This window comes from Streptomyces sp. NPDC058812, assembly GCF_042744565.1.
GTDB classification, from domain to species: domain Bacteria; phylum Actinomycetota; class Actinomycetes; order Streptomycetales; family Streptomycetaceae; genus Streptomyces; species Streptomyces thinghirensis.
On sequence record NZ_JBHYOB010000001.1, the window covers coordinates 455,221 to 482,165 of the forward strand.

The following is a 26,945-nucleotide window of genomic DNA, read 5'->3' on the forward strand; positions in this document are numbered from 1 at the left end:
GAGGGAGTGCCGCCCGTGCCCGGTGAGAATCTGTCCCGCGACGAGGCCCGGGAGCGGGCCGCCCTGCTCTCCGTCGACGGGTACGAGGTGTCCCTCGACGTGCGCTCGGCCACCGGTGCGGCGGAGGGCGACGGCCCGCGCACCTTCCGGTCCGTGACCACGGTCCGCTTCCGCTGCAACGAGCCCGGCGCGAGCAGCTTCGCCGACCTGATCGCACCGAGCGTCACCGCGGTCTCCCTCAACGGCCGCGACCTCGACCCGAGCGAGGTCTTCGACGGCTCCCGGATCGCCCTGGAGGACCTGGCCGCCGACAACGAACTGGTCGTCGACGCCCAGTGCGCCTACTCCCGCACCGGCGAGGGCCTGCACCGCTTCGTCGACCCCGAGGACGGCGAGGTGTACCTGTACACGCAGTACGAGCCGGCCGACTCCCGCCGGGTCTTCGCCAACTTCGAGCAGCCGGACCTGAAGGCACCCTTCCGCTTCGAGGTGCGGGCGCCCGAGGAGTGGACGGTGTGGAGCAACGGCGCCGGCGAACGCATCGAAGAAGGGCGCGAAGCGCTTCCGCAGAAGGGTGGTGGTGGGCGACGGGCGGGCGAGGCCTGGCGGTTCGCGGAGACGAAGCCGATCTCGACGTACATCACGTGCGTCGTGGCCGGCCCCTACCACTACGTGACGGACTCCTACGAGCGCGTCTTCGAGGACGGTACGCGGCTGGAGATCCCGCTCGGCGCCCTGTGCCGCAAGGGCCTGGCGCCGCACTTCGACGCCGACGACGTCTTCCTGGTCACCAAGCAGGGCCTGGACTTCTTCCACGACCACTTCGACTACCCGTACCCCTTCGGGAAATACGACCAGGCGTTCGTGCCGGAGTACAACCTCGGCGCGATGGAGAACCCGGGACTGGTCACCTTCCGGGAGGAGTTCATCTTCCGGGGCAAGGTGACGCGGGCGTCCTACGAGGGCCGCGCCAACGTCGTCCTGCACGAGATGGCGCACATGTGGTTCGGCGACCTGGTCACCATGGAGTGGTGGGACGACCTGTGGCTGAAGGAGTCGTTCGCCGACTTCATGGGCACGTTCGTGAACGTCGGCGCGACCCGTTTCAAGGACGCCTGGATCACGTTCGCCAACCGCCGCAAGGCCTGGGCCTACCGTGCGGACCAGTTGCCGTCCACCCACCCGATCACGGCCGACATCCGTGACCTGGAGGACGCCAAGCTCAACTTCGACGGCATCACCTACGCCAAGGGCGCCTCCGTGCTCAAGCAGCTCGTGGCGTACGTCGGCCAGGACGCGTTCCTGGAGGGCGCCCGGCGCTACTTCAAGCGGCACGCGTACGGCAACACGCGCCTCGGCGACCTGCTGTCGGTGCTGGAGGAGACCAGCGGGCGGGACATGGGCGCCTGGGCGCGCTCCTGGCTCCAGACGGCGGGCGTCAACTCGCTGACCCCGCAGGTGCTGCTGGGCGCCGAGGGCCGTGTCGACGAACTGGCGGTGGTGCAGGAGGCCGCTGTGATCGCCCCGGCGGAGCACCCCGAACTGCGCCCGCACCGGGTGGCGGTGGGCCTGTACCGGCGTACGGGCGAGGGCTCCCTGGAGCGGTACGCCCGCGCCGAGGTGGACGTCGACGGGCCGCGCACGGTGGTGGCGGAGCTGGCCGGCGCCGAGGCGCCCGAGCTGGTCCTGGTCAACGACGACGACCTGACGTACTGCAAGACGCGCTTCGACGAAACCTCGCTGGCGACGCTGCGCGACCACTTGGGCGCGCTGACCGACCCGCTGGCCCGTGCCCTGTGCTGGTCGGCGCTGTGGAACATGACCCGGGACGCGCTGCTGCCGGCGCGGGACTTCACCGGCCTGGTGCTGCGGTTCGCGGGACGCGAGTCCGACATCGGCGTCCTCCAGATGCTGCACGCCTGGGCGAACTCGGCGCTGACGCACTACGCGGCCCCCGACTGGCGGGAGACCGGCGCCCGGCTGCTCGGCGAGGGCGCGCTGCGGGAGCTGCGGGACGCGGCGCCGGGCGGCGAGCCGCAGCTGGCATGGGCGCGCTTCCTCGCGGCGGTGGCGTCCGGCGAGAGCGAACTGCGGCTGCTGCGCGGGCTGCTGGAAGGTACGGAGAAGATCGAGGGCCTGGACGTGGACCAGGAGCTGCGCTGGGCGTTCCTGGAGCCGCTCGCCGCGCACGGCGAGGCCGACGAGGACGTGCTGGCCGCCGAACTGGCCCGCGACGACACGGCCTCCGGCAAGCGCCACCAGGTCCGCTGCCTGGCGGCCCGTCCGTCGGCGGCGGTGAAGGCGCAGGCCTGGGCGCAGGTCGTGGAGTCGGACGCGCTGTCGAACGCCCTGGTGGAGGCGACCATCGCGGGCTTCGCGCAGGCCTCGCAGCGGGAGCTGATCGCACCGTACGCGGAGAAGTACTTCGCGGCGATCGAGCGGGTGTGGGCCGAGCGGTCCATCCAGATCGGGATGGACGTGGTCCGGGGCCTGTTCCCGTCCCTGCGCGACTCTCAGGACACCCTCGACGCGACGGACGCGTGGCTGTCCGCGCACGAGGACGCCGCGCCCGCGCTGCGCCGGCTGGTGCTGGAGGCGCGGGACGACCTGGCGCGGGCACTGCGGGGCCAGGCGTGCGACGCGGCGGCGGGCCGCTGAACACACTGACCTCTGGCCAATGATTGAGCGTTCCGTCATCGTTACGGAATTCAGTCAACAGCAGCCGTAACTCCTGGACCGCACTGCGACGGACCAGGGGTTTTCGGCATCCGAACACCCGTCCTTTAGGGCGGTCTTGTCCGGATTCGGCGATGAGCGTGTAACAGCGGTTAAGGGGCGGTTCGGGCGCGGGAAACCCCCGGTCATGACGCACAACACCCCGCTCTCCCCCCGCCCGCTCCACCACCTGGCCAACGGCCGGCGCCGGCTCATGACGGCCGCCCAGTTGCGGGCGCACGGTGTCTCCGCCGCCGAGACCAACGAGCAGTGCCGGCCCGGCGGCCCCTGGCAGCAGCTTCTCCCCAACGTCGTCCTGCTCCACCCGGGGCCGCCGACCAGCGAGGAGCGCCTGCACGCGGTGCTGCTGTACGCGGCGCGGGAGCGGACCGCCGCCGGCGCGAACGGCGGTGCGTCCGCCGGTGTCACCGCCTCCGTGCCGGTCCAGCCCGGCGGGGAGCAGACCCCCGCGCCCGCCTACGCGGAGGCGATGATCACGGGGCTGGCCGCGCTGACGCTGCACGGCTTCTCCGCCGCTCCCCCGCTGCCGTCCCTCGACGCCATCGACGTCCTGGTCCCGAGACTGCGCCGGCTGCGCACGACGGGCTGCGCGCGGATCGTCCGCACGACCGCGCTGCCCACCCCCATGCAGGTAACGGGGGTTCCGGTGGCGCCGGTGGCGCGGGCCCTGGCCGACGCGGTGGCGGAGCTGACGGACCCGGGCGTGGTCCGGCGGCTGCTGACGGAGGCGGTGCGGGGCGGACACTGCGAACCGGCCGCGGTGGTACGGGAACTGAACCGGGCCCGGCTGCTCAGCCGACCGCACGTGGTGGACGCGGTGGACTCGCTGGTCGCCGAGGGGCGGGCGCTGGCCGAACAGCGCCTGTACCGGATGGTGCGCGAGCACGGGCTGCCGGAACCGCTCTGGAACGTCGACCTGCGCCTGCCCGGCGGCCCCCACCTCGGCGGCGTCGACGCCTTCTGGCCCGAGCACTCGGTGGCGCTGGAACTGGACACCCGCGCCCACCGGCAGCAGGAGGACGACGCGGTCTGGGCGGAATACGCCCGCAAGCGCGAGCACTTGGAACGACTGGGCATCACCGTCGTCCACCTCACGCCGCGCAAGCTGCGGGACTGCCCGGAACACCAGGCGACCGTCGTCCGTACGGCGTTGATGGCGGCCGGGGACCGGGAACCCGCCGCGCATGTCGTGGTGCTGCCCCAGTAGTGACGGACCGGGGCGGTCACCAGGAGGGGAGAGGAGGGGCCACCGGGGCCACCGCTGTGCCGGTGGCCCCTCCTCGTGCGTGGAACGCCTCGTGCGTGGAACGCCTCGTGCGTCGGTCGGGGGGAGGGACCGGACGGACGGCGTGAAGGTTGCCGCGCCCCGGGGTGGTTGAGCGCGATTCAGCCCTCCTCGGCCCGCGGGCGTTCCACCCGTCCCGACGGCGGCCTCTCCCGCCACAGCCGCAGACCGATGTCGACCATCGGCACCCGGGTCAGCCCCGGGACGGCGGTCAGGTCCTGCCAGGCCGCCAGGTCCGTGGAGCCACCGACCTCGAACCGCAGGTCACCGCCGGTGACCCGGACCTCGTAGACGAGCTGTACGCCGTGCTGGTCGACGGTTCGCCGCAGCAGTCCTCCGAGTCCGACGCGGCTCGGGCGGGTGACGCGGTGGGAGCCGACGCCGAGCAGGGCGGTGGGCTCGACGCGGTAGCCGGTCTCCTCCTCGACCTCGCGCACGACGGTGTCGTGGGGATCCTCGCCGTGTTCCGTGCCGCCGCCCGGCAGCACCCACTCGGGGACCCCGCCGGGGCCCGGTGACCGGGCGAGCAGTACCTGTCCGTCGCGGACGCATACGGCGTAGGCCGCCACCCTCAGTTTGCGCAGCACTCCGGGACGTTAACCCGTCCGGCCACGACCCGGGCGCGGCTCGCAGGATTGTCACAGCCCGTCCCTTGTGTCCCCGATGGCGTATGGCGGAAGTACGCCATGGCTCCATCCCGCCCCGGACAACTCTCCCCAAACAGCGAACCCTTACGTAAGGCTGAGCGGTCGTCCGGGATCGGATTCCGGACTGCCGCGGCCAGGACCGATCGGCCCCGGTCGTTCACGCATGTTCCTTTACCTACAAGGGATGCCGATGACCCACACCCCCCAGCGCGAACCGATACCGGGCGCGAGACGCGCGGCCCGCGTCGCCGTGGCCACGGGCCTCGTCGCCGCGCTCTGCGCCGTCGGGCCGATACCCATGGCTCTGGCCGCCGACGGCCCCGGGACCACTCCCCCCGTCGACGCCCCCGCCGACGCCTCCGTCAAGTCCGCCCACGACAAGCTCGGTTCGGACGACGCGGACCTGCTCGCCGAGGCGAAGGCCGACGGCACGAAGAACGTCACGATGATGGTCGCCACCGCGCCGGGCCAGACCGAGCAGGTGGCGCGGAAGCTGGACGCGGTCGGCGGCGGCTCCGTCGGCCGGACGTACGACGAGCTGGGCTACGTCCGCGCCACCGTGCCCACCGCCAAGGCGGACTCGGCCATCGCCGCCGCCGCGAAGCTCTCCTCCGTGCACGGCATCGACCTGCGCGACGAGATCCCGCTGGACGACCCGACGCCGGGCGCCGACCGGGCGAAGGGCGCCGAACACCACAAGGGCCGCTCCTACCCCGCGCCGGACCGCCGGACTCCCGCCGAGAACCCGTACAACCCGTCCTTCGAGACGGGCGCCGTCGACTTCGTGAAGAAGTACCCGAAGGCCGACGGCCGCGGCGTCACCATCGGCATCCTCGACTCGGGCGTCGACCTCGCCCACCCGGCGCTGCAGAAGACCACCACCGGCGAGCGCAAGATCGTCGACTGGGTCACCGCCACCGACCCGGTCGTCGACGGCGACCGCACCTGGCGCCCCATGCTCACCTCCGTCTCCGGACCGACCTTCACCTTCGGCGGCGAGACGTGGACGGCGCCCGCGGGCTCGTACCAGGTGAGCACCTTCCTGGAGTCGTACACCACCGGCGGTGACGCCGCGGGCGACGCCAACCGGGACGGCGACACCACCGACTCCTGGGGCGTCCTCTACGACGCGAAGGCCGGCACGGTCCGCGTCGACCTGAACGACAACCACGACTTCGCCGACGACACCCCGATGAAGCCGTACAAGGACGGCTTCCAGATCGGGTACTTCGGCACCGACGACCCGAAGACGGACGTGGCCGAGCGCCAGCCGTTCGTCGTCGAGATCCGCGAGGACGTCGTCCACAACGCGGCCGGCGCCAAGGCCGACTTCGTCAACATCGGCGTCATCGAGGGCTCGCACGGCTCGCACGTGGCCGGACTCGCCGCCGCCAACGGCCTGTTCGGCGGCCGGATGGACGGTGCCGCGCCCGGCGCGAAGATCGTCTCGTCCCGGGCCTGCACCTGGAGCGGCGGCTGCACCAACGTCGCGCTCACCGAGGGCATGATCGACCTCGTCGTCAACCGTGGCGTCGACATCGTCAACATGTCGATCGGCGGCCTCCCCGCGCTGAACGACGGCAACAACGCGCGCGCCGAGCTGTACACGCGGCTCATCGACACCTACGGCGTCCAGCTGGTGATCTCCGCGGGCAACTCCGGCCCCGGCGCCAACACCATCGGCGACCCGTCCCTGGCCGACAAGGTGATCTCGGTCGGCGCGTCCATCTCCCGCGAGACCTGGGCCGCCAACTACGGCTCCGCGGTGAGGACCAAGTACGCCATGATGCCGTTCTCCTCGCGCGGCCCGCGTGAGGACGGCGGCTTCACGCCGACGCTGACCGCGCCCGGCGCGGCGGTCAACACCATCCAGACCTGGGCGCCCGGCGCCCCGGTCCCGGAGGCGGGCTACGACCTCCCCGCCGGCTACGGCATGCTCCAGGGCACCTCGATGGCGTCCCCGCAGGCCGCCGGCGCCTCGGCGCTGCTGCTGTCCGCCGCCGAGCAGGCGGACATCGACCTGCCCCCGGCGAAGCTGCGCACGGCGCTGACCTCCACCGCCGACCACATCAAGGGCGTGCAGGCGTACGAAGAGGGCGCGGGCCTGATCAACATCCCCGACGCCTGGCGATCGATCCGCAAGGGCGCCACCGCCCACGAGTACACGGTCAAGGCACCGGTCGACACCGCGATCGACCAGTTCCTGAAGACGCCGGGCCACGGCACCGGCCTCTACGACCGTGAGGGCGGCCTGAAGGCGGGCGAGCGGAAGACCTACGAGATCACGCTCACCCGCACCTCCGGCGAGGACCGGGCGATCCGGCACGAGCTGCACTTCGAGAACAACGCCGGCCGCACCTTCCGCATCGTCGGCTCCGGCGAGGTGAAGCTGCCGCTGAACGAGCCGGTGACCGTCAAGGTGCAGGCGAAGCCGCGTTCCGAGGGCCTCAAGAGCGCGATCCTCGAGGTCGACGACCCGCGCACCGAGGGCACCGACAAGCTGGTCCTGACCACGGTCGTGGCCTCGGCCCCGCTGGCGTACGACTTCTCCGCGAAGGACTCCGTGCAGCGCAACGACACCGAGTCGTACTTCGTGACCGTCCCCGAGGGCGCGAAGGCGCTCGAGGTGGCGATGAGCGGGCTGAAGGACGGGAGCCAGACCCGGTTCATCGCCATCCACCCGTACGGCGTCCCGGTCGACAGCACCTCCACGCCGTACTGCTACAACAACTACCTCGACGGCAACGGCTGCCGGCCCGACGTGCGCGCGTACGCCGACCCGCAGCCCGGCGTCTGGGAGATCGAGGTCGAGTCGCGGCGCACCTCGCCGCTGCTGGACAACCCGTACCAGCTGGACGTCACCGTCCTCGGCGCCACCTTCGACCCGGAGGTCGTGACCGTGCCCGAGGCCAAGGTCGGTACCCCGGCCTCCGCCTCCTGGAAGGTGACGAACCAGTACGGTCCGATCGAGGGCAAGCTGGTCGGCGGCCCGCTCGGCTCGGCCGAGACGTCCCGCCCGTCGATCAAGCAGGGTGAGACGTCCACGTCGACGGTCGAGGTGCCCGAGGGCGCCGAGTCGCTGGACGTGGCCATCGGCGGTGTCTCCGACGCGGCCGCCGACCTGGACCTGACGGTCTACGACAAGGACGGCAACGTCGTCGGCCAGTCCGCCGACGGCGACTCGGAGGAGACGGTCTCCGTGCCGAAGCCGGCCGCCGGTTCCTACACCGTCGAGGTCGTGGGCTACGCGGTGCCGTCGGGCAGCACGGAGTACGACTACCGGGACGTGTACTTCGCCGCGTCCCTCGGCTCGGTCACCGTGGACGGCTCGGCGCCGGTGAAGCTCGGCACGGGCGACTCGGCGACGGTCTCCGGCAGCGTCACGGCGCTGGCCGCCGCTCCGGAGGGCCGTGAGTTCTTCGGGCAGGTCCAGCTGGTCAACGCCCACGGCACGGCCGCGGGCCTCGGCAGCGTACGGATCGGGAAGGTCGTGCCGTAGTCCGGTGCGGCACCGGGGTGGGCGGGCGCTCCGCGGGGCGCCCGCCCTTTCCGCGTGCCGGGGGTCAGTCGCAGGTGAGGGCGCGGGCCTCGGGCAGGGACGCGGTGATCCAGGCGCGTTCGGTGGCGATGGCCTCCTCGCCGGTGATCACGGCGTCCGGGCTGTCGCCGTACCGGGGGATGCCGATCAGCGCGCGGTCGCCCTCGACGAGCCGGGCGGTGGTGTCGTCCAGGACGAACGTGATCCGCTCGCCCGCCTTCCCCGGCCGTTCCCGCGGCTTGTAGGAGCGGGTCACGTCCAGGGTGATCCGGTGCTGCCCGGCCCCCGGCACCGGTTCGGCGCCGGCCACCGTGCCCTCGGCCACCAGACGGGCACAGGCGAGGTAGCGGGGGCTGCCGAAGGCGACGCCGCCGGACTCGGCGGAGCCCGCCTGCTCGTCGCTCGCCGCGGCCTTGCCGCTCGCCGCGTCTTCGGCTCGGTTCCCGCCCTGCACCACCAGCCAGCCGAGCCCCGTCACCACCACGCCGGCGCATGCCACCGCGAGGGCGCCGAAGGCGACGGCGAGCGGCCGGCGCCGGGGGCGGCGAGCGGGCTCCCGCGCCGTGGAGACCTCGGGGCCGGGAAGCGGCTCGCTCAGCGACCGTCCGACGATCCCCAGCTGTTCGCGCAGCAGCGCCACGTCGGCCGCCGCCGACCGGTACTCCGCATCGGCGTCCGCGCCCGCCCCGGGCGGCGGCGGTTCGCCCGTGATCGCGGCCATCAGCGCGTCGTACCCACCGGGATGCTGTTCGGCGGCCATCTCACACCACCTCGTCCTCGTGCAGGCGGGCCCGCAGCGCCCGTACCGCCGTGTGCAGCCTGCTCTTGACCGTGCCCTCGGGGATGCCCAGCTCCTCGGCGATGCCGCGCACCGGCAGGTCGGCGTAGAAACGCAGGACGAGGACCTGGCGCTGGGCGTCGGGCAGCTCGTCCAGGCCCTGGGCGACGGCGAGGGAGAGCAGGCTGGTGTCCTCCCCGGAGGGGTGCTCCGCCTGGCGGAGCGCGGCCAGGCGCTCGCCGAGCCGGTCCTGGCGGCGCCTGGCCCGGTGCCAGTCCATGGCCAGGTTGGAGGCGACGACCGCCGCCCACGCCGACACGTCGCGCGGCGCCTCGCGTCCGCTCGCCGTCCGCTCCAGCAGCCGCAGGCGGACCTGCTGCACCCCGTCCGGCAGGTCCGCCTGCGGCACGCCGCCCAGTGCGAGCACCGCCCGCACCCGGCGTTCCTGGGCCGCGTCCAGGGGATCGTCGAGTACGCCGTCCCCCTGGCCGCGGCGGGCCTTTCTGCGCAGCACAGCCACCCCTCCCCCAGCCACGTTTCCCCTATGACGCCGGCGGGGCCCGAAACGTTCGCCCGGCAGGCGGACACCCGGTGCGAGGCGTACGTCACATCGTCGTGTGGGGTGGGCAGGGATGGGCAGGGGCGGAACAGCACAGCTTGCGGCGCGGGGCCCGGTAGAGGCGAATCCATGCAGCTCAGCCGGGGTTGCCGCCGAAGGACCGCGCCCGCTGTCCCGGCCGCCGCGTCCCAGGGTGCGGGCATACCGCGCAAAGAATTGGACAGGTGGGCCGGGCTTCGCCCCATGATGGAAAAGTCTCGGCCGAGCAAAGCGCGCGTGAAGACACGCGCACAAACGGAGAAGGAGTCACCGTGAGGGTCGGAATCGTCGGAGCCACCGGTCAGGTCGGCACGGTCATGCGCAGGATCCTCACCGAACGGAACTTCCCGGTCACCGAGCTGCGTCTGTTCGCCTCGGCCCGCAGCGCCGGCAAGGAGCTGGACGGCGTGACGGTGGAGGACGCGGCCACCGCCGACTACTCCGACCTGGACATCGTGCTGTTCTCGGCGGGCGGCGCCACCTCCAGGGCGCTGGCCGAGAAGGTCGCCTCCCAGGGCCCGGTCGTGATCGACAACTCCTCCGCCTGGCGCCGTGACCCCGAGGTCCCGCTGGTGGTGTCCGAGGTGAACCCGCACGCGATCACCGATCGCCCCAAGGGCATCATCGCCAACCCGAACTGCACCACGATGGCCGCGATGCCGGTCCTGCGTCCGCTGCACACGGAGGCGGGCCTGGAAGCGCTGGTCGTCGCCACCTACCAGGCCGTGTCCGGTTCCGGCCTGGCCGGCGTGGACGAGCTGTTCGAGCAGGTCCAGAAGGTCGGCGCGGACGCCCCCAAGCTCACCCACGACGGTTCGGCGGTGGAGTTCCCGAAGCCGGACAAGTACGTGGCGCCGATCGCGTACAACGTGCTGCCGCTGGCCGGCTCCATCGTGGACGACGGCCTGCACGAGACGGACGAGGAGCAGAAGCTCCGCAACGAGTCCCGCAAGATCCTGGAGATCCCCGATCTGAAGGTCTCCGGCACCTGCGTGCGCGTGCCCGTCTTCAGCGGCCACTCCCTCCAGATCAACGCCCGCTTCGCCCGCCCGATCAGCGTCGAGCGCGCCAAGGAGCTGCTGGCCGGCGCCCCGGGCGTCGCGCTCACCGAGGTGCCGACCCCGCTGGAGGCGGCCGGTCAGGACCCCTCGTACGTCGGCCGCATCCGCCAGGACGAGACCGTGGACAACGGCCTCGCCCTGTTCGTCTCCAACGACAACCTGCGCAAGGGCGCGGCCCTGAACGCGGTGCAGATCGCGGAGCTGGTGGCAGCGGAGCTGAAGGGCTAGCCAGGCCCCTGGGGCCAGCCCCGCCTCACCTCGTAGAGGAAGCAGCCGTACTCGACGGCCCGGACGTGGACGAACGCCACGGCCGGGTCGTCGAACGCTTCCCGGAGGGCGGGTGCCAAGGCGTCGGCGCCCTCGACCAGCCGCCCGCCCAGGATGCGCCCGTCGGCCGAGTAGCGGCGCAGGACGCGGTGCGAGTCCGTGAAGGGGAGGCCGTCCGTATCCGGTCCCCCGCACTCCTCCGCGTGGACGAAGACCGGGCCCTGCTCGTCGTACGCGCCCGGGTCGGCGCCCGTCCCGGCCGCCCAGCGGCGCAGCGGGGCGTAGGAGACCAGGGCGATCAGCTCACCGGGGCGGCTGCGGCGCAGGCAGCAGCGCAGGGGCGCGCCGCCCTCGTCGTCGGTGAACGGGGCGGGCACGCGGCCCGCGTCGTCGGCGGTGCGCAGTTCCTTCAGGGCGGCCGGCGGAATCGGCCGTGCGGTGTCGTGCTGCATGCCCTCCAGACTCGCGCCCGCCCGGCCCGTCCACCGGCGGAAAATGGACATCGCGTTCCGTGCGGGCCACGTGGAAGGATGGCGCAACCCACACATAACGAGGAGATGACCGCGTGCCTGGCACAAACCTGACTCGCGAAGAGGCGCGGCAGCGGGCGACGCTGCTGACCGTTGACTCGTACGAGATCGATCTCGACCTCACCGGCGCGCAGGAGGGCGGCACCTACCGGTCCGTGACCACGGTGCGCTTCGACGTCGCGGAGGGCGGCGGCGAGTCCTTCATCGACCTGGTCGCGCCGACGGTCCACGAGGTGACGCTGAACGGCGACTCCCTCGACGCCGCCGAGGTGTTCCAGGACTCCCGCATCGCCCTGGCGGGGCTGCTGCCGGGGCGCAACATCCTGCGCGTGGTCGCCGACTGCGCGTACACCAACACCGGCGAGGGCCTGCACCGGTTCGTCGACCCGGTCGACGACCAGGCCTACCTGTACACCCAGTTCGAGGTGCCGGACGCGCGCCGCGTCTTCGCGAGCTTCGAGCAGCCGGACCTCAAGGCGACCTTCCAGTTCACCGTGAAGGCGCCCGAGGGCTGGACGGTCATCTCCAACTCGCCCACCCCGGAGCCGCAGGACAACGTCTGGGTCTTCGAGCCGACCCCGCGCATCTCGTCGTACATCACGGCGCTGATCGTCGGCCCGTACCACTCCGTGCACAGCGTGTACGAGAAGGACGGCCAGTCCGTCCCGCTCGGCATCTACTGCCGGCCCTCGCTCGCTGAGCACCTCGACGCGGACGCCATCTTCGAGGTGACCCGGCAGGGCTTCGAGTGGTTCCAGGAGAAGTTCGACTACCAGTACCCGTTCAAGAAGTACGACCAGCTCTTCGTGCCCGAGTTCAACGCGGGCGCGATGGAGAACGCGGGCGCGGTGACCATCCGCGACCAGTACGTGTTCCGCTCGAAGGTGACGGACGCCGCGTACGAGGTGCGGGCCGCGACGATCCTGCACGAGCTGGCCCACATGTGGTTCGGCGACCTGGTCACCATGGAGTGGTGGAACGACCTGTGGCTGAACGAGTCGTTCGCCACCTACGCCGAGGCGGCCTGCCAGGCCGACGCGCCCGGCTCGAAGTGGCCGCACTCGTGGACGACGTTCGCCAACCAGATGAAGACCTGGGCGTACCGGCAGGACCAGCTGCCGTCCACGCACCCGATCATGGCGGACATCAGCGACCTGGACGACGTGCTCGTCAACTTCGACGGCATCACGTACGCCAAGGGCGCCTCGGTGCTCAAGCAGCTCGTCGCGTACGTCGGCCAGGACGCGTTCTTCCGGGGCGTGCAGGCGTACTTCAAGCGGCACGCGTTCGGCAACACCCGCCTGTCCGACCTGCTGGGCGCCCTGGAGGAGACCTCCGGCCGCGACCTGAGGACCTGGTCGAAGGCGTGGCTGGAGACGGCGGGCATCAACGTCCTGCGCCCGGAGATCGAGACCGACGCCGAGGGTGTCATCACCTCCTTCGCCGTCCGCCAGGAGGCGCCCGCCCTGCCCGCCGGCGCGAAGGGCCAGTCCACGCTGCGCCCGCACCGCATCGCGATCGGCGCCTACGACCTCGACGCCGGCGGCAAGCTGGTGCGCGGTGAGCGCGTCGAGCTGGACGTGGACGGCGAGCTGACGGCCGTACCGCAGCTCGTCGGCAAGCGCCGTCCGGCGGTCGTACTCCTCAACGACGACGACCTGTCGTACGCCAAGGTCCGCCTCGACGAGCAGTCCCTCGCCGTCGTCACCGAGCACCTCGGCGACTTCACCGAGTCGCTGCCGCGCGCGCTGTGCTGGGCGTCGGCGTGGGACATGACCCGGGACGCGGAGCTGGCGACCCGCGACTACCTCTCCCTGGTCCTGTCCGGCATCGGCAAGGAGTCCGACATCGGCGTGGTGCAGTCGCTGCACCGCCAGGTGAAGCTGGCCATCGACCAGTACGCCGCCCCGACCGCCCGCGAGGCACTGCTCACCCGCTGGACGGAGGCCACGCTGGCCCACCTGCGGGCCGCCGAGGCGGGCAGCGACCACCAGCTGGCGTGGGCGCGCGCGTTCGCGGCGACGGCCAGGACGCCGGAGCAGCTGGACCTGCTCGACGCGCTGCTCGACGGCACGCAGACCGTCGAGGGCCTCGCCGTCGACACCGAGCTGCGGTGGGCGTTCGTGCAGCGGCTGGCGGCGGTGGGCCGGTTCGGCGGCGCGGAGATCCAGAGCGAGTACGAGCGGGACAAGACGGCCGCCGGTGAGCGCCACGCGGCCACCGCGCGTGCCGCCCGTCCGACCGAGGCGGCCAAGGCGGAGGCCTGGGAGTCGGTCGTGGAGTCCGACAAGCTGCCGAACGCCGTGCAGGAGGCGGTCATCGCCGGCTTCGTGCAGACCGACCAGCGTGAGCTGCTGGCGCCGTACACGGAGCGGTACTTCGAGGCGCTCAAGGGTGCCTGGGAGTCCCGTTCGCACGAGATGGCCCAGCAGATCGCGGTCGGCCTGTACCCGGCGGTGCAGGTGTCCCAGGAGACCCTGGACCGCACCGACGCCTGGCTGTTCTCCGCCGAGCCGAACGCGGCCCTGCGCCGACTGGTCTCGGAGTCCCGTTCGGGCGTCGAGCGCGCGCTGCGGGCGCAGGCGGCGGACGCGGCGGCCGGCGAGTAGGCGCTACGTCCTCGGGGGCGTCCGGTGCCCTGTCGCACCGGGCGCCCCTTCCCGTTCTCCGGCGGGGGTCAGGCCGCCGCGCGCACGGAGGCGTCCAGCAGCTCGCCGAGCGCCGCGCGGGCCTGTTGCAGACCGGTGATCCGGGCGTCCAGGTCGGCCAGTCGCTCCCGCAGCCGGTCCTGGACGCAGACGTCGACCTCGGGGCCGTCGCCCAGGAGACAGGGGAGGAGCTCGCGGATGACTCTCGTCGGGAGCCCGGCGGCCAGCAGGGTACGGATGCGCGCGACCTCGGTGACCGCCGCTTCGGTGTAGTGGCGGTGGCCGCCTCCCGCTCGGTGCGGGGCGAGCAGCCCCTGCTCCTCGTAGTACCGCAGCAGGCGGACGCTCACGCCGGTCACGCGGGCCAGTTCACCGATCCTCATGTGCCCCACCGTGTCCCACCTCACACCCGACGGACTTGAACCTCACACCGGTGGGAGATTCTACGGTCGGGGCATGACCACACCGCGAACGCCTCTGTCCCTCTACGGTTTCCTGCGCCCCCGGCCCGAGCGGGCCGACGAGGTCAGACGGATCCTCACGTCCTTCGTCGAGCCCACCCGGCGGGAGGAGGGGAACCTCCAGTACCACCTGCACGAGCACGAGGACGGCCGGTTCTTCCTCTACGAGGTCTGGCGCTCCCAGGCCGACCTGGACCGGCACAACGCCCTGCCGGCCCTGCGGGCGTTCCTGGACCACCTGCCGGACTACCTGGAGGGTGACGTGGAGGGCTACTTCGACACCATGCTGAGTGCCTACCCGGCGGGCGGGGCGGCCTGACGGCCGCCGGAGTCGGGGGCGGCGGCCGTCCGCAGCGCACCCAGCACCCTGCCCACCGCCGTTCCCTCCGCCGCACCCCGGCGCACCGCCGCGACGACGTGCCGCACCGGGCGGTCGGCGTGCAGTTCGCGCATCACGACCCCGTCCCGCGGCACGGCCGCCATGCGCGGTACCAGGGCGACGCCCATGCCCGCCTCGACCATCGCGAGGATCGCCGTCCAGCCCGCCGCCGCGTGGGCCTGGTCGGGCCGGAACCCGGCCGCCTCGCAGGCTCCGCGCGTGATGTCGGACCAGGGCCCGCTGCCGCCGAAGATCCACGGCTCGGCGGCGAGGTCGGCCAGCCGCAGCCCGTCCGCGCGGGCCAGTGGGTGGTCGCCGGGCAGCGCGACGTCCAGCGGGTCGGCGAGGAGCGGGACGCGGGTGAAGCGCGGGTCGGCGGCGCTCGGCGCCTGCGCGGCCAGTGACAACGCGAGGTCCACCGAACCGGCGGCCAGCAGCTCGTACGCCTCCTGCGCCTCGGCCTCCCGCACCCGCACCACGACCCCCGGGTGTGTCGCCCGCAGCGCGGTGACGGCCGGTACGACGAGGGCGGGTACGGCGGTGGAGAAGGCGCCGACCCGCACCTCGCCGGCCTCTCCATGGACGTAGGCCGCCAGCTCGGCGTCGGCGCGTTCCAGTTGCTCGAACACCGCCTCGGCGTGCCGCAGCACCAGCCGGGCCGCGTCCGTCAGCCGGACCCGTCTGCCCTGGGCCTGGAGCAGCTCCACCCCGAGCTGTCTGGAGAGGTTCGTCAGCTGCTGGGAGACGGCGGACGGCGTCATGCGCAGCGCCTCCGCCGTCGCGGTCACCGTGCCCCGTTCCCGCAGCGTCCGCAGGATCTGCAGCTTGCGGATGTCCCAGTCGGCCATGGCGGCAACCTATCCGCGGGCGGCCCCCGTCATCGACGCGGCCCGGTCCCCGTGGCCGCGCCGAGGACGACGCCGCCGAGGATCAGCGCCATGCAGCCCGCCTGCGCCCAGCCGGTCGGCTCGGCGAGCAGCGCCCAGGACAGCAGGGCGACGCACACCGGCTGGAGGTAGTAGACGACCCCGGCGCGGGACGGGCCGATCAGGGAGATCGCCTTGTTCCAGGCGAAGAAGGCGACCGCGGAGGAGGCGACACCGACGTAGAGGAGGGGCAGGACGGTGTCCGGGGTCGGGCTGAAGCCGCCCTGGACGGCGAGGCTGACGCCCTGGGCGGGCAGCAGCAGGACCGTGCCGAACAGGAACGTGGTGAAGAGGAACCCCGTTCCGTCCAGACCGGCGGGCCTGCGGCGCAGCAGCGCGCTGTACGACCCGAAGCAGCAGGCGGCGGCGATCATCCACAGGTCGCCGACCGAGAAGGACGCCCCGCCCGAGACCAGCAGGAGCACGCCCGCGCAGGCGACGAGCAGCCCGGCGACCCGGCGGGCGCCGAGCCGTACGCCGCCCGCCCGCTCGATGACCGCCATCAGGACGGGGGACGCCGCCATGATCATGCCCATGTTGGCGGCGGGGGTGGTGACGCCGGCCTGGTTGACCAGGGTGTTGTAGACGGTCACGCCGAGGAGGGAGGCGAGGAGCACGAAGCCGAGGTGACGCCGGATCAGCGCGCGTTGCCGCCAGGCCCGCCGGGCGCCGAAGGGGGCGACGACCGCCAGGGCCACGACCCAGCGCCAGAACGCGTGCTGGACGGGCGGCACGCTGTCGCCGAGGGCCCGGGAGGTGACGAAGCTCCCGGACCAGACGAGGGTGGCGAGTACGGCGAGCCCGATGCCGAGGGCGACGGGGGCGGCGGGGGCCCCGGCGGGTGTGTGAGCGGGGGTGGTGCTGGTCCGGGGGTCGGCTACGGCCACGGAGGTCCTTTCGGCGGGGCGACGATCGCGGTGGAACTACCGTCGCAGCACCGGACCCGTCAGGTCCATCGAATCTTTTCGACTGTTCTTTGAAGGAAAACTGAAAGGAGAACGGAAAGGAGAACGGAAAGGTACGGAGGGTTCGGCCGCCTTCGCGCGCGGTGCGAGCTGCCCCGCGGCCGTCGCCCCGAACGCCAGCGCCATACCCGCCAGTTGCACCGGCGTCAGCGCCTGGCCGAGCGCCGCCCAGCCGACGACGGCGGCGGTCAGCGGCGAGAGCGGACCGAGGAAGGTGGCCTGGGTGGCGGAGAGCCGGCCGATGCCGCGGAACCAGAGCCAGTACGCCACCGCCGTGTTGGCCAGCGCCAGGTAGAGGTAGCCGCCGACCGCCGGGCCGTCCAGCGCGGGCGGGGCACCCTCGGCCAGGAGGGCGAGCGGCGCGATGAGCAGGCCGCCGGCGGTCAACTGCCAGCCGGTGAGCGCGAGCGGGCCGACACCGTCCGGGCGGCCCCACCGCTTGGTGAGCACGACGCCGGCCGACATGGAGGCGGTGGACGCGAGGGCCGCCAGCACGCCGAGCGCGTCCAGCGCCCCGGCCGCCTTCAGCACCACCAGACTGACGCCGAACGCGGCGACGACGCCGGTGAGCACGGACCGGGCGGTGGGCCGCTGCCCGAGCAGCAGCGCCGAGAGCCCGACGACGATCAGCGGGCCGACCGAGCCGACCGCGGCGGCCATGCCGCCCGGCAACCGGTACGCGGAGAGGAACAGCAGCGGGAAGAAGGCCCCGATGTTCAGCGCGCCCAGCACCGCCGCCTTCCACCACCAGGCGCCGCGCGGCAGCACCCGGGCGATGGCGAGCAGCAGCAGACCGGCGGGCAGGGCCCGCGTCAGCCCGGTGAACAGGGGCCGGTCGACCGGCAGGAACTCGGTGGTCACGGCGTAGGTGGTGCCCCAGGAGACGGGGGCGAGGGCGGTGAGCGCGATGAGGGTGGGGCGGCCGGCGACCATGAGGGCACCCTTCGGGAGACGGGTGAGCGAGAAGCTCAATGAAAAGTAGCTTAGTTCTAAGTAAGATTCGGTCAAGCTACTTTCTTGCGGCCGAGCGGAGTCGTCCCGATACTCGTGGCATGACTGAACGCTCCGAGCCGCCCAAGGACCCCGTCGACGCGATCATCGACCAGTGGGCGGCGGTGCGGCCCGACCTGGACACGGCCGCCATGGAGGTGTTCGGCCGCGTCTTCCGGCTCGCCCGCGCGATGGGCGACCGGATGGAGAAGGCGTACGCGCGCTTCGGGATCTCCCGCGGGGAGTTCGACGCCCTGGCCACGCTGCGCCGCTCCGGCGAGCCCTACACGCTCTCCCCCCGGCAGCTCTCGGCCACGCTGATGCTCACCACCGGCGGCATGACCGGCCGCCTCGACAAACTCGAACGGGCCGGACTGCTGCGCCGCTCCCCCGACCCGCACGACCGCCGGGGACTGCGGGTCACGCTCACCGACCGGGGGCTGGAGCTGATCGACGAGGCGGTCGGCGCGGGCCTCGCCGCCCAGACGGAGGCCCTGTCCGCCCTCGACGACGGACGGGCCGCCCAACTGGCCGACCTGCTGCGGGACCTGCTCGCCGGCACCGAGAAGTAGGCGGCCCGCTCAGCCCACGTACGCGGCGAGGGCCGCCTCGGTCTCCGCCGCGTCCGCGCCGTCCGCCGCCCAGGCCACGTAGCCGTCGGGCCGTACCAGCACCGCCGTACGCCGTCCGCTCGCCCAGCGCTCCACGGCCAGCCGGTCCGTCGCCTTCGGGGGCGGCCCCGGGGTGATCAGCACGAACCGGCCCCCGCGCAGCGCCTCGTACAGCCGGCCGCCGCCCGCGAGGGCCACGTCGGGAACACGGGTGCCGGTCAGCCGGTGGGCACCGCGGGGTGCGGGGTAGCGGTAGCCGATGCCGGTGATCTGGCCGGCCGCCCGGCGGCGGGCGGGGCCCACGTGGTCGAGGACGGTGGTGATCGCCGCCCGGAGCGCCAGTGCCCAGGGGCGTTTGGCCATGGCGAGGCGCACGAGCCCGCCGCTGCTGCGCAGCACCGACCTGCCGACGGGGTGCCGCTCGGCCTGGTAGGTGTCCAGCAGCTCGGGTCCGGCGTGCCCGCGCAGTACGGCCGCCAGCTTCCAGCTCAGGTTCGCCGCGTCCTGGAGTCCGGTGTTCATGCCCTGACCGCCGGCCGGGGTGTGCACGTGCGCCGCGTCACCGGCGAGGAAGACCCGGCCCACGCGATAGGCGGGCGCCTGGCGTTCATCGCTGTGGAAGCGGGACATCCAGCGGGCGTCGCGCATCCCGAAGTCCCGGCCCAGGGCGAGCCGGGTGATCTCCTTGATCTCGTCGAGGCCGAGCGGCTCGCTGTCGGGGACGTTCCGGCCGCGGTGCCAGCCGATCACCCGGTGGTACCCGTCGCCGAACGGCGTGAGCAAGGCGAAGGCGTCCCCGACGGCGTTGACGGTGAGCAGTGTCTCCGGCGGCTCGGCGAGCCGTACGTCGGCGAGCACGACGGACCTGATGACGGAGCGGCCGGGAAAGGGCAGCCCGATGGCCTCGCGCACGGTGCTGCGCATCCCGTCGGCGCCGACGACGTACGCCGCCCGCAGGGTCGCCGCCTCCCCGTCCGGGCCGCGGACCTCGACGGTCACGCCGTCGTCCGGGTCCGCGTCGCCGCCGGCGTCCTGGGCCAGGCCGGTCACCTCGGTCTCGTACCGGAACTCCACCCCCGCCTCCACCGCGTGCCGCTCCAGTACCTTCTCCACCTCGTACTGCGGGACGACGAGGAGGTGGTTGAAGCGGGAGGGGAGGGCACCGAGGTCGACGGTGAGCCGGCCGAAGAGGCCGAGTCGGTCGAGGGGTTGGCCCACGGCTTCCAGCTCGTCGGCGAGCCCCCGGGCGTCGAGCTGTTCGAGGGTGCGGGCGTGCACGGCGAAGGCGCGGGAGAGGTTGCTGATCCGGTGCGGGCGCTTCTCGACGAGGGTGGCGGAGACGCCGGCGGCGGCCAGGTCACCGGCCAGAAGGAGGCCGGTGGGGCCGGAGCCGACGACGATCACGGGGCGGGTGCCGTTCATGTGGCCTCCTGTGGGGTGCGCACGCGCGCCGCACGCTGCTCACTCCTGCCCGGCCGCCGCGCCCGTCACACGCACGCCGAGGGCGCCGGTCCCGCCCGCACACGGCTGACGCGCGTACGTGCGGTGGGACCGGCGCCCTCGGCGGAGCTGAGGTGAGCCGTCAGACCTTGGCGTCGGCCTTGGGCCGGGTCTTGATGTTGCGGGAGGTCACGCGGTGCTCTTCCTTGGACCTGTCCAGGACCATGACCAGGCCCGCGATGACCACGAACAGCACGATCGGGGCCACGACGTAGAGACCCAGCGTCTCGATGACGCTCAGGCCCGTGCCGGGGTCGTCGCCGTCGTCGCGGGTCAGCGCGAGCGCGGGGGACGACATGAGCAGCATCATCAGCGTCGTACCGGCTGCCAGGGCGCCGGCGCGCAGGGCGTTCTTCTTGTCCACGGTGCAAAGTTAGCGAACGGCCGGAAGGGCCGCGCGCCCGGGGTGCCGTACGGGGGCCGAGCCGGCGACTGAGCTGCCTCCGGGCGGACCGCTCAGTCGCCTGCGCGGTCCCGTACGACGTCGATCAGGGCGTGCAGCCGGGCCGAGGCGGCCAGGTCCTCCAGGGTCACGGGGCGGCCCTCGGCGTCGGCGACGGGCAGGCGCCAGTTCGGGTACTGGTCCCAGGTGCCGGGGAGGTTCTGCGGGCGGCGGTCGCCGACGGCGTCCGGGAGCCAGATGCCGGCCATGCGGGCGGGGGTGCGCAGCAGGAAGCGGTGGACGGCCTGGATGCCGGCCTCCTCGGAGGGGGTGCCGGTGTCGCCGCCGGTGCCGTGCAGCAGGCCGAGCCGGGCCAGTACGTCCAGCCACTCGGCCGTGTCCGCCGACGCCTCGGCCCGCTCCTCCTCCAGCGGGCGGGTGAGCAGGCCGAGGCGGTCGCGCAGTTCGACGTGTTCGCCGGTGAGGCGGGCGGCGGTGGACGGCAGGTCGTGGGTGGTGGCGGTGGCCAGGCAGTCGGCGCGCCAGCGCTCGGGGGGCAGGGGCCGGCCGTCGCCCGCCCAGTCGCGCTCGAACCACAGCACGGAGGTGCCGAGCACCCCGCGTTCGCGCAGCGCCTCGCGCACGCCGGGTTCCACGGTGCCCAGGTCCTCGCCGATGACCACGGCGCCGGCCCGCGCCGCCTCCAGGACCAGGACGGCGAGCATCGCCTCGGCGTCGTAGCGGACGTAGGTGCCCTCGGTGGGCGGGTGCCCCTCGGGGACCCACCAGAGCCGGAACAGGCCCATCACGTGGTCGATGCGCAGGGCTCCGGCGTAACGGAACAGGCCCCGCAGCAGGCGCCGGAAAGGTGCGTAGCCGGAGTCGGCGAGGCGGTCGGGGCGCCAGGGCGGCAGACCCCAGTCCTGACCGCGGGCGTTGAAGGCGTCGGGCGGTGCGCCCACCGACATGCCTGCGGCGAAGTACTCCTGCTGCGCCCAGGAGTCGGCGCCCCGCGGATGCACGCCCACGGCGAGGTCGTGGACGATCCCGACCGGCATCCCGGCCTCGCGGGCGGTGCGCTGGGCGGCGGTGAGCTGGGTGTCGGTGAGCCAGGTGAGGCGGGAGTGGAAGTCGACGCGGTCCATCAGCTCGGTGCGGGCGCGGTCGGTCTCGGCCGAGCGGGGGTCGCGCAGGCCCTCGGGCCACCGGTGCCAGTCGGAGCCGTGGACCTCGGCGAGCGCGCACCAGGTCGCGTGGTCCTCCAGGGCCGTGCCCTGTTCGGCGAGGTAGTCGCAGTAGGCGGCGCGGCGGCCGGGTCCGAGGGGGACCTCGCGGAGCAGTTCGAGGGCCTCGCGCTTCAGCTCCCACACGGCGTCCCGGTCGATCAGGGCGTCCTTCCCCAGCACGGCCTCGCGCAGCCGTCCGGCCCGCTCCTGGAGGGCCCGGGCCCGCTCGTGGTCGGTGACGTACGCGAACTCGGGTACGTCCTCGATCCGCAGGTGGACCGGGTCGGGGAAGCGGCGCGAGGAGGGGCGGTACGGGGAGGGGTCGGTGGGCGCGCCGGGCACGGCCGCGTGCAGCGGGTTGACCTGGACGAACCCGGCGCCGAGGGCGCGTCCGGCCCAGGCGGCCAGTTCGCCGAGGTCGCCGAGGTCGCCCATGCCCCAGGAGCGGCGGGAGAGGAGGGAGTAGAGCTGGACGAGGAGTCCGTAGGAGCGCGTGGCGGGGACGGGCAGCCGGGCGGGCGCGACGATCAGGTGGGCCAGGGCGGTCCGGCCGTCGGGCGCGGTGGCGGCCAGGCGGTGGACGCCGGCCGGAAGCCGCCCGGCGTCGGCACGGGTCTCGCCCTGCTCGGTGTCGACGCGCAGCCGGGTGCCCTCGGGCAGGGCGGCCAGGGCGGCGGGGGTGCCGCCGTCGCTCCACGCGACCACGGTGGGCGGCAGCAGGCGTTCGCGCAGCACGGACTCGCGGGCGGCGAGCGCGGCGCGTACGGACTCCGGTGCGCTCGTGTCCACGCCGAGGGCGGCCAGCGCGAGGGTGACGGCGGTGGCCGAGGCCGCGACGGTGCGGTCCGGGGACGGGCTGTAGGAGGTGGCGACGCCGTGCAGGGCGGCGAGCCGGGTCAGATCCTCGGGAAGGTCCTCGGTGGGGGGCTCGGCCGGCCGGGCTGCTGGCATCTGTGACCTCTACGACCTCGTGGGTTCCGGGACGGCGAAGGAGGGGCCGCCCTGCTCCGGCACGTCCGCCGTGAGTTCGGGCGAGGACTCGCTGGTCAGCGGCACGGCGTCGGCGAACGGCGACTCGCTGGTGAGGGGCTCGGCGTCGGGCAGCGGCGGTTCGCTGGTGAGTGGTGCCTCGGCGCAGCTGCCGGTGGCGCCGAAGACGCAGTAGTGCGGGGTGTCGGAGGCGGCGGAGGGCTCCGCCCAGGGGGTGGACGGCTCCGCCACGGGTTTGGACGGGGCCGGGAGCAGAAGCGGTGCCAGTGCAGCCACGGGGGTCTCCTTCGTCGAGCGTTGTTTCGGGCACGCTTTTGGCGCGTTACGGCAGCCCTACCCAGTCCGCGCGAGGACAGGCGCCCCAGCACCGACAACGTGCTCCTGGTCACACTCCATTCTTGCGAACTCTCCGCCAACCCGGACAAAACAGTCACGTAACCCGTCCGAAGATCATGCAAACCGGCCGGTTCCGACGCACCGGACACTCCCCGCCAGCTATTCACTCAGTACATGTACTCAGTGAATAATGCTCGTCATGAGCACCCGTCACATCCTGCTGGGGCTGCTCGCCTCGGGGCCGAGCCATGGCTACGACCTGAAGCGACGCCACGACGAACGCTTCCCGCAGGCCCGTCCGCTGGCCTACGGGCAGGTCTACACGACCCTGCAACGCCTGGTCCGGGACGGTCTGGCGGAGGTCGACGGCACCGTGTCGGACGGCGGTCCGGAGCGGACCGCGTACCGCGCGACGGACGAGGGCGCGCGCGAACTGGCGCGGTGGGCGGGCACGACCGCACCGCCGGCGCCCTTCGTGACGAACGAGATCTTCGCCAAGGTCGTCGTCTCCATCCTCACCGGCGGCGACGCGGGCGCCTATCTGCTGGCCCAGCGCGCCGCCCACATGGGCCGGATGCGGGAGCTCACGGCGGTCAAGACGGCCCCGGGCACGGACCTGACGACCGTGCTCTCGGCCGACTACGCCCTCAACCACCTGGACGCCGACCTCCGTTGGATGACCACCACGGCGGCCCGGCTCACCACCCTGACCGCGGAGGTCCGCACAGCATGACGAACGGGGACACGAACGGGACCACGGCGGGGCCGCTGCTCGCGGCCCGCGGCCTGGTGAAGTCCCACGGCAGGACGGAGGCCCTGCGCGGCGCCTCGGTCGACCTGCGGGCCGGCGAGATCCTCGCCGTCACCGGGGCCAGCGGCAGCGGGAAGTCGACGCTGCTGCACTGCCTGGCCGGGATCGTCCGTCCGGACGCGGGTTCGGTGACGTACGCCGGTCAGCGGCTGGAGGAGCTGCCGGAGAAGCGGCTGAGCGAGCTGCGCCGCACCGACTTCGGGGTGGTCTTCCAGTTCGGGCAGCTGATCCCGGAGCTGACGGCGTTGGACAACGTGGCGCTGCCGCTGATGCTGGCCGGCACCGGTCGCACCGAGGCGCGGGCGCGGGCCGGGGAGTGGCTGGAGCGGTTCGGGGTGCGCGGGCAGGAGGAGCTGCGGCCGGGTGAGATGAGCGGCGGGCAGGCACAGCGGGCGGCGCTGGCCCGCGCGCTGGCCACCGGGCCGAAGGCGGTCTTCGCGGACGAGCCGACCGGGGCGCTGGACTCGCTGGCGAGCGAGCAGGTGATGACGGCGCTGGCGCGCACGGCCCGGGAGTCGGGCACGGCGGTGCTGCTGGTCACGCACGACGCCCAGGTGGCGGCGTACGCGGACCGCGAGGTGCGGCTGCGGGACGGTGCCGTGGCGCCGCTGGAGGTGGCGGCGTGAGCACGGTGGCCTCGGACGTCCGGCTGGCCCGGCAGCTCGTACGCGGGTCGGACCGGCGGGAGTGGTGGCGGATCATGCTGACGGCGACGGGCGCGGCCCTCGCGACGGGCTTCGCGCTGGCGGCCGTCACGCTCGCCTCCCTTCAGGGAGGCCTGACCGTCTCCGTCGGCCACGGCCTGCTGAACGAACCCGGCACCCGGGCCGGAGTGATCGTCAGTCTGTTGATGCTGCTGGTTCCGGTGCTGGGCTTCCTCGGTCAGTGCGCCCGGATCGGCGCCGTCCACCGCGACCGGCGGCTGGCCGGGCTGCGGCTGGCCGGGGCGACGCCCTGGCAGGTGCGGCGGATCGCGGCGCTGGAGACCGGGCTCGCGTGTCTGGCGGGCTCGGCGGTGGTGACCGTCTTCTCCGTCCTGCTCCTGCTGCGCCTGTGGAGCCGACCGACCGCCCTGACCTGGGCGGGCATCGCGCTGGTCGCCGTCGGGGTGCCGGTGCTGGGCGCGGTGGCGGGGGCGTTGGCACTGCGCCGGGTGGTGGCCTCGCCGCTGGGCTGGGTACGCCGGACGCGCCCGACGACGGGCCGTGGCCCCGGGCTCCTCTTCCTGGCCGCGCTCCTGCTGATGGCGGTGATGGCACCGCTCGCCGTGGCCACGACCGGCTCCGCTTCGGCCGGACGGGACTACCGGCAGGGCCCGCTGACCGTGTTCGCCCTCGTCATCGTGGTCGGTGCCGGTGCGGTGTGGCTGTCCGGGGCCACGGCGCGGCTCACCGGGCGGCTGCTCGCCCACCGGGCCCGGACCGCGGCCCCGCTGATCGCGGCGGAACGGCTGCGCGCCGACCCGTGGGCCCCGGCCCGCACCCATGCCGCGGTCCTGCTGGTGACGGTCGCCGGTACGGCCTTCCTGTGCGTCCGGCACGCGATGCTCACCGAGCTGCACTCCCGGGAGGAGCACCTCGGCGCCGACCTGGACTACTACACCACCGGCCTCGACCTGACCGGCGCCGCCGTCCTCGTCGCCCTCGCGATCACCCTCTCCGGCCTCGCCGTGGGCACCGCCGAGTCGCTGACCACCCGCCGCCGGGCCCTGGCCGCCCAGGTCGCGGCGGGCGTGCCGCGTACGGTCCTGAACCGGGCCCTGCTGATGGAAACCGCCGTCCCGCTCGCGCCCGCCCTGCTGCTGGCCGGTGCCGGGGGCCTGGCGGTCGGCGTCTGGTACTCCACGGCGACCGGCGCCGGCTCGGTGCCGTGGACAGCCCTGCTGGTCGCGCCCGCGGTGTACGCGTCCTGCCTGCTGGCTGCGGCGACGGCGCTGCCGCTGCTGGGGCGCTCGGTCCGGCCGGGGGAGCTGCGGTACGCGTGATGGACCATGAGGCACCTCCGTCCTGGCGAGGGCGGGGGTCGTACCGAAAGACGTGAGCATTCGGCGGGTAACTGTCATTTGGGCGCTCAAAGGAGCGGCTTGAGGACAGTAAGGGCATGAGTGCTCACGGTTAAGGAATGACATGGCGTCACTGGCTCATCGGCTCCTCCAGGCACTCGACCGGTTCAACGCCGCTCACCCCTGGGACCACAACGCCCACTACCACCGCTGGATCCTGCGCCAGCTTCCCCGCCGGTTCGGCAGCGCGCTGGACGTCGGCTCGGGCAGCGGTGACCTGGTTCGGCTTCTCGCCACCCGCGCCGACGAAGTCCACGGCGTCGACTCCGACCCTGTGATCACCTCGCGGGCACGCGCGCTGACCCCGGAGGCGACGGCGGCGTCCTTCACTGTCGCGGACGCCCTGACGGGACTCCCCGCCGGACCGCACGACGTCATCACCTGCGTCGCCACCATCCACCATCTGCCGTTCACCGAGGCCCTCAGCACCTTCCGCCGGCACCTGGCTCCCGGCGGCACCCTGGTCGTCGTCGGCCTCTTCCGGCCGCGGACCGCCACGGACCACCTCCTCGGCGCGGCCGCCGTCCCGCTGAACGCAGCCACCGGGTGGCTCAAGAACAGGGGCCGGAGCGCTGCCCCGCCCACCTCGATGACCGCCCGGACCCGACCGGCCGACATGCCCTACTCCTACCTCACCGAAGCGGCCCGCACGGCCCTGCCCGGCGCCCGGCTGCGCCGTCGGCTCTTCTGGCGCTACACACTCACATGGAGCCGCCCCTGAGCGGGCAGCGGCCCCAACTCCCCCGCGAACCTAGCCCAGGCCTGCGGCGCGATGCGAAGTATCGGCCCGCCGGCGGGGATTTTGGAGTCGCGGACGGCCACCGTCCCGGGAACGTTGAGGGCGACCTCGACGCATTCACCAGAGGTGTTGCTGTAGCTGGACTTCACGAAGTCGAATTCGTACACCGGTCACATCTCCTGTCGGATGGCCTCGATGAGGCGAGTGGAGTCACGCTGCGCCAGGCCCCGCCGGGCCGTGCGATCGAAGAGGTCGCCGTACTCGCTGCTCGCCGCTTCGTTCTCCACCCACACGCTGGACGCGATGGTGTCGGCCTGGACCACATCCACCGCCTCGGTTTCATTGAACGACAAGATGGTGAACGGGCCCGTGATGCACGGGTGCCCCCCAGCATGGAACGGCAGGACCTGAAGGCGGACGTTCTCCAGTTCGGCGACCTCCAGGAGCCGTTCGAGCTGCCCTCGCATCGTCCCAGACCC

Annotated in this window: 25 protein-coding genes; 11 read left to right on the plus strand and 14 right to left on the minus strand. The window is 73.1% G+C overall.

Features of this window, described 5'->3' with window-relative positions:
- Positions 1-15 precede the first annotated feature (15 nt).
- Entirely contained in the window at positions 16-2,658 is a 2,643-nt protein-coding gene (gene pepN, locus ACFW48_RS02080) for an aminopeptidase N (RefSeq protein ID WP_386309527.1), read from the plus strand.
- 205 nt (positions 2,659-2,863) lie between these two features.
- A complete protein-coding gene (locus ACFW48_RS02085; RefSeq protein WP_386309530.1) occupies positions 2,864-3,943 on the plus strand; it encodes a hypothetical protein in 1,080 nt (359 codons plus the stop codon).
- Positions 3,944-4,122: 179 nt separating this feature from the next.
- Here ACFW48_RS02085 and ACFW48_RS02090 read toward each other — a convergent pair whose 3' ends face one another.
- Positions 4,123-4,608, minus strand: coding sequence for an NUDIX domain-containing protein (locus ACFW48_RS02090; protein WP_386309532.1), 486 nt, complete (start codon positions 4,606-4,608; stop codon positions 4,123-4,125).
- Between the two features lie 250 nt (positions 4,609-4,858).
- Between ACFW48_RS02090 and ACFW48_RS02095 the strand changes: the two genes are divergently transcribed.
- On the plus strand, positions 4,859-8,167 hold the full coding sequence (locus ACFW48_RS02095; RefSeq protein WP_386309533.1) for a S8 family serine peptidase: 3,309 nt from the start codon (positions 4,859-4,861) through the stop codon (positions 8,165-8,167).
- A gap of 64 nt (positions 8,168-8,231) precedes the next feature.
- Here the strand turns inward: ACFW48_RS02095 and ACFW48_RS02100 are convergent, their stop codons facing one another.
- The gene (locus ACFW48_RS02100; protein ID WP_386309536.1) at positions 8,232-8,966 is read right to left on the minus strand and encodes a hypothetical protein; all 735 of its coding nucleotides are present in this window, start codon (positions 8,964-8,966) and stop codon (positions 8,232-8,234) included.
- A 1-nt stretch (position 8,967) separates the two neighbouring features.
- Positions 8,968-9,504 (minus strand): RNA polymerase sigma factor, encoded by a 537-nt coding sequence (locus ACFW48_RS02105; protein ID WP_375912820.1) that lies wholly within the window; start codon positions 9,502-9,504, stop codon positions 8,968-8,970.
- Positions 9,505-9,854: 350 nt separating this feature from the next.
- On the opposite strand from ACFW48_RS02105, the gene ACFW48_RS02110 reads away from it, so the two are divergent.
- Positions 9,855-10,871 (plus strand): aspartate-semialdehyde dehydrogenase, encoded by a 1,017-nt coding sequence (locus ACFW48_RS02110; RefSeq protein ID WP_386309538.1) that lies wholly within the window; start codon positions 9,855-9,857, stop codon positions 10,869-10,871.
- Here the strand turns inward: ACFW48_RS02110 and ACFW48_RS02115 are convergent.
- Entirely contained in the window at positions 10,868-11,362 is a 495-nt protein-coding gene (locus ACFW48_RS02115) for a DUF1203 domain-containing protein (RefSeq protein WP_386309540.1), read from the minus strand. The two genes, ACFW48_RS02110 and ACFW48_RS02115, sit on opposite strands and share 4 nt — an antisense overlap.
- Positions 11,363-11,475: 113 nt before the next feature.
- On the opposite strand from ACFW48_RS02115, the gene pepN (ACFW48_RS02120) reads away from it, so the two are divergent.
- On the plus strand, positions 11,476-14,049 hold the full coding sequence (gene pepN, locus ACFW48_RS02120) for an aminopeptidase N (RefSeq protein ID WP_386309542.1): 2,574 nt from the start codon (positions 11,476-11,478) through the stop codon (positions 14,047-14,049).
- 68 nt (positions 14,050-14,117) lie between these two features.
- Here the strand turns inward: pepN (ACFW48_RS02120) and ACFW48_RS02125 are convergent, their stop codons facing one another.
- The gene (locus ACFW48_RS02125; protein WP_386309545.1) at positions 14,118-14,471 is read right to left on the minus strand and encodes a MerR family transcriptional regulator; all 354 of its coding nucleotides are present in this window, start codon (positions 14,469-14,471) and stop codon (positions 14,118-14,120) included.
- 73 nt (positions 14,472-14,544) lie between these two features.
- Here ACFW48_RS02125 and ACFW48_RS02130 point away from each other — a divergent pair, with 73 nt between their 5' ends.
- Positions 14,545-14,868 carry a putative quinol monooxygenase gene (locus ACFW48_RS02130; protein ID WP_386309547.1) on the plus strand — a complete coding sequence of 108 codons (324 nt, stop codon included), beginning with the start codon at positions 14,545-14,547 and terminating at the stop codon, positions 14,866-14,868.
- Here ACFW48_RS02130 and ACFW48_RS02135 read toward each other — a convergent pair.
- Genes ACFW48_RS02135 through ACFW48_RS02145 form a run of 3 tightly spaced genes read right to left on the minus strand, consistent with a single transcriptional unit; the run spans position 14,844 to position 17,752 of the window.
- Positions 14,844-15,776 (minus strand): LysR family transcriptional regulator, encoded by a 933-nt coding sequence (locus tag ACFW48_RS02135; protein ID WP_386309549.1) that lies wholly within the window; start codon positions 15,774-15,776, stop codon positions 14,844-14,846. The genes ACFW48_RS02130 and ACFW48_RS02135 overlap by 25 nt on opposite strands.
- A gap of 29 nt (positions 15,777-15,805) precedes the next feature.
- Entirely contained in the window at positions 15,806-16,741 is a 936-nt protein-coding gene (locus ACFW48_RS02140) for a DMT family transporter (protein WP_386309550.1), read from the minus strand.
- Between the two features lie 36 nt (positions 16,742-16,777).
- A complete protein-coding gene (locus ACFW48_RS02145) occupies positions 16,778-17,752 on the minus strand; it encodes an EamA family transporter (RefSeq protein ID WP_386310238.1) in 975 nt (324 codons plus the stop codon).
- Between the two features lie 119 nt (positions 17,753-17,871).
- Here ACFW48_RS02145 and ACFW48_RS02150 point away from each other — a divergent pair, with 119 nt between their 5' ends.
- Complete coding sequence (locus ACFW48_RS02150; RefSeq protein ID WP_386309552.1) at positions 17,872-18,381, plus strand: MarR family winged helix-turn-helix transcriptional regulator; 510 nt, start codon at positions 17,872-17,874, stop codon at positions 18,379-18,381.
- 9 nt (positions 18,382-18,390) lie between these two features.
- On the opposite strand, the gene ACFW48_RS02155 is transcribed toward ACFW48_RS02150, so the two are convergent.
- The 4 genes from ACFW48_RS02155 to ACFW48_RS02170 all read right to left on the minus strand — a co-directional run bounded on the left by ACFW48_RS02155 (position 18,391) and on the right by ACFW48_RS02170 (position 22,794).
- The gene (locus tag ACFW48_RS02155; protein WP_386309554.1) at positions 18,391-19,842 is read right to left on the minus strand and encodes an FAD-dependent monooxygenase; all 1,452 of its coding nucleotides are present in this window, start codon (positions 19,840-19,842) and stop codon (positions 18,391-18,393) included.
- Between the two features lie 160 nt (positions 19,843-20,002).
- The gene (locus ACFW48_RS02160; protein ID WP_386309556.1) at positions 20,003-20,284 is read right to left on the minus strand and encodes a hypothetical protein; all 282 of its coding nucleotides are present in this window, start codon (positions 20,282-20,284) and stop codon (positions 20,003-20,005) included.
- 92 nt (positions 20,285-20,376) lie between these two features.
- Entirely contained in the window at positions 20,377-22,479 is a 2,103-nt protein-coding gene (gene malQ, locus ACFW48_RS02165) for a 4-alpha-glucanotransferase (RefSeq protein WP_386309558.1), read from the minus strand.
- A gap of 9 nt (positions 22,480-22,488) precedes the next feature.
- Positions 22,489-22,794: a hypothetical protein gene (locus ACFW48_RS02170; protein WP_055416953.1), complete on the minus strand. Its 306-nt coding sequence runs from the start codon at positions 22,792-22,794 to the stop codon at positions 22,489-22,491.
- A gap of 259 nt (positions 22,795-23,053) precedes the next feature.
- Between ACFW48_RS02170 and ACFW48_RS02175 the strand changes: the two genes are divergently transcribed.
- The 4 genes from ACFW48_RS02175 to ACFW48_RS02190 all read left to right on the plus strand — a co-directional run bounded on the left by ACFW48_RS02175 (position 23,054) and on the right by ACFW48_RS02190 (position 26,448).
- Entirely contained in the window at positions 23,054-23,587 is a 534-nt protein-coding gene (locus ACFW48_RS02175; protein WP_386309561.1) for a PadR family transcriptional regulator, read from the plus strand.
- Positions 23,584-24,291: an ABC transporter ATP-binding protein gene (locus ACFW48_RS02180; RefSeq protein ID WP_386309564.1), complete on the plus strand. Its 708-nt coding sequence runs from the start codon at positions 23,584-23,586 to the stop codon at positions 24,289-24,291. Before ACFW48_RS02175 ends, ACFW48_RS02180 begins: the two co-directional genes overlap by 4 nt.
- On the plus strand, positions 24,288-25,649 hold the full coding sequence (locus ACFW48_RS02185) for an ABC transporter permease (protein WP_386309565.1): 1,362 nt from the start codon (positions 24,288-24,290) through the stop codon (positions 25,647-25,649). Before ACFW48_RS02180 ends, ACFW48_RS02185 begins: the two co-directional genes overlap by 4 nt.
- A gap of 142 nt (positions 25,650-25,791) precedes the next feature.
- Positions 25,792-26,448 (plus strand): class I SAM-dependent methyltransferase, encoded by a 657-nt coding sequence (locus tag ACFW48_RS02190; protein ID WP_386309567.1) that lies wholly within the window; start codon positions 25,792-25,794, stop codon positions 26,446-26,448.
- Here ACFW48_RS02190 and ACFW48_RS02195 read toward each other — a convergent pair.
- Both ACFW48_RS02195 and ACFW48_RS02200 read right to left on the minus strand, forming a co-directional pair.
- The gene (locus ACFW48_RS02195; RefSeq protein WP_386309569.1) at positions 26,421-26,633 is read right to left on the minus strand and encodes a DUF397 domain-containing protein; all 213 of its coding nucleotides are present in this window, start codon (positions 26,631-26,633) and stop codon (positions 26,421-26,423) included. The two genes, ACFW48_RS02190 and ACFW48_RS02195, sit on opposite strands and share 28 nt — an antisense overlap.
- Before the next feature lie 3 nt (positions 26,634-26,636).
- Positions 26,637-26,945 (minus strand): Scr1 family TA system antitoxin-like transcriptional regulator (locus tag ACFW48_RS02200; protein ID WP_386309572.1); only part of this gene is annotated, 309 nt, incomplete at its 5' end.